This is a genomic window from Microbacterium sp. CPCC 204701, assembly GCF_004010105.1.
Lineage (GTDB): Bacteria > Actinomycetota > Actinomycetes > Actinomycetales > Microbacteriaceae > Microbacterium.
In genome coordinates this window covers 1-2,373 of record NZ_RRYE01000431.1, presented here as the reverse complement: position 1 = coordinate 2,373, position 2,373 = coordinate 1, and the positions used below count along the sequence as shown (strand labels likewise).

The window sequence follows — 2,373 nt, the reverse complement described above, 5'->3', positions numbered from 1 at the left end:
GCCGCCCCCGGCGAACGCCTCGATGCAGCCGCGCTGCCCGCAGCGGCAGAGCGGGCCGCGCGGGTCCACCGAGATGTGCCCGACCTCGCCGGCCGTGCCCCGGGCGCCGCGCCACAGCACACCGTCCGAGACGATGCCGGCGGCGATACCCGTGCCGAGGTTGAGGTAGGCCATCGACCGAGAAGAGAGCTCCGCGCCGCGCCGCAGCGCGTATGCGCCGAGCGCCGCTGCCTTCACGTCGTTCTCGATCCGCACCGGAACGCCCAGGCGCGGCTCGACCGCCCCGACGAGGTCGAGCTCCTCGACACCCAGGTTCACGGCGTGCACGACGCGGCCGCTGCCGGCCTCGATCTGGCCGGGGATGCCGACGCCCACCGACCGCACCTCCGCGAGGTCGACTCCCGCCTCGATGCCGAGCGCATGGACCGCCTCGACGACCGTGCGGGTCACGGCTTCCGGCCCCCATCCCGTCGGGATGCGGACCCGCCCGACGACCCGCAGGTCGCCGTCCACCGCAACGGCCTCGATCTTCGTACCGCCGACATCGAGCCCGACCTTCATCGGCCGACCTCCCTACGAGAGGCGGCTGGGTGCAACTCGCGCATCAGCCCTTGACCGCCCCGGCCACCATACCGCCGGTCATGCGGTGCTGGACGATGAGGAAGAACGCGATGACGGGGACCGCCATGATGGTCGAGGCCGCCATCACCACCGCCCAGTCCGTCGCGCTCGTGGCCTGCACGAACGCCCGCAGCCAGATCGGCAGCGTGAGAGACTCCGGCCGCGTCATGATCACCAGCGCGAAGACGAACTCGTTCCACGCCTGGATGAACGCGAACACGCCGGTCGCGATGAGGCCCGGCGCCAGCAGCGGGAACGTGATGCGCCAGAACGCTCCCGAGCGGCTGCAACCGTCGATCATCGCCGCCTCCTCGAGATCGGCGGGCACGCCGTTGACGAAACCGCGCAGCGACCACATCGCGAACGGCAGCACGAGGGCGATGTTCACGAAGCTCAAGCCGATGATCGTGTTGAGCAGGTGCCAGCCATCGAGCACGCGGAAGACCGAGATGATCATCGCCTCCGCCGGGATCATCTGCAGCACCAGGATCGCGATGATGAGGGTTTTGCGCGAACGGAAGCGATACCGCGAGACCGCGACCGCCCCCAGGAACCCGAAGCAGAGTCCTGCCACCAGCGTGATGCCGGTGACCGCGAGCGAGTTGAGCAGCGCCGTCGCCAGCCCATCGTTGAGGGCGTCTGCGTAGTTGCTCAGGGTGAACTCGTCGGGCCACCAGTGCGGCGTGGGCGTCTGCACCGCCGACGCCGGCAGCAGCGACGTGTTCACCATCCAGTACACCGGGAAGAGGGATGCCGCGATCACGACGAGCGCGGCGACGTTGAGGAGCACCCTCGAAACCCGGCGACGAGGACGCGCGTTCATGATTCCTCCTGCTTGAGCATGGCGCGGATCCAGTACCCCGACACCGCGAGAAGGATCACCACGAGGATGACGGAGATCGCGCCGCCCGCGCCGAGATCGCCCGACGCCATCGAGACCGAGTAGATGTACACGCCGATCGTGTTGGTGTCGGCGCGGATGCCTCCGATCGACTGCAGCGCGAAGATCTGTGCGAAGACCTTGAGGTCCCAGATGACCTGCAGGATCAGCAGGACCAGCAGGATCGAGCGGAGGTAGGGCAACACGATGAGGCGGAAGCGCGCGAACCCGCCCGCGCCGTCGAGCGCTGCCGCCTCCAGCACCTCGTCGGGCACCTGCGTGAGGGCGGCGTAGGTGCTGAACGCCACGAACGGCACCGCGCCCCACGTGATGATGATCGCGGCGACGGCGTAGAAGCTCACCGGGTCGATGAGCCAGCTCTTGCCCATCCAGTTCTCGCCGGTGAGCTGGGTGAGCACCCAGTTGACCAGGCCGTAGTCGGAGTCGAAGATCCAGCCCCACACGATCGTCGCGGTGAGTGCGGGCATGGCCCAGGCCAGCAGGAGCGCGCTCGACAGCGCGGTGCGCATGACCTTGCCGAGTTTGGTCATCATGACGGCGATCGCCACGCCCAGCACCATCGTGGCGATGACGCTCACAACGCACAGCGCGATGCTGCGCACCAGGACCGCCCAGAACTCGGGGTCGGTGAGCACGTCGATGTAGTTGCCGAGGCCGATGAACTCGGGCGGCGCGCCGAAGATCTGCGCGCGGCCGAACTCCTGGAATGACATGATCACCAGCTGCACCAGCGGCCAGCCGATGAAGACAACGAGCATGATGAGCGCGGGCGCGAGCAGCGCGAGCGGCGCCCACGAGAAGCGGCGGCGGCGCGGCGGCGCGGGCTCCGGCAGCGGCGGCGAGGCTGAGCG

3 protein-coding genes are annotated in these 2,373 nt (G+C 68.9%); all 3 read right to left on the bottom strand.

What is annotated here, in order from left to right:
• Positions 1-561 (bottom strand): ROK family protein (locus tag EIO58_RS16405; RefSeq protein WP_127820380.1); only part of this gene is annotated, 561 nt, incomplete at its 3' end.
• Positions 562-604: 43 nt separating this feature from the next.
• Positions 605-1,444 carry a carbohydrate ABC transporter permease gene (locus EIO58_RS16400; protein WP_127820379.1) on the bottom strand — a complete coding sequence of 280 codons (840 nt, stop codon included), beginning with the start codon at positions 1,442-1,444 and terminating at the stop codon, positions 605-607.
• Positions 1,441-2,355 carry a carbohydrate ABC transporter permease gene (locus EIO58_RS16395; protein ID WP_342447990.1) on the bottom strand — a complete coding sequence of 305 codons (915 nt, stop codon included), beginning with the start codon at positions 2,353-2,355 and terminating at the stop codon, positions 1,441-1,443. The genes EIO58_RS16400 and EIO58_RS16395 overlap by 4 nt, the downstream gene beginning before the upstream one ends.
• Positions 2,356-2,373 lie beyond the last annotated feature (18 nt).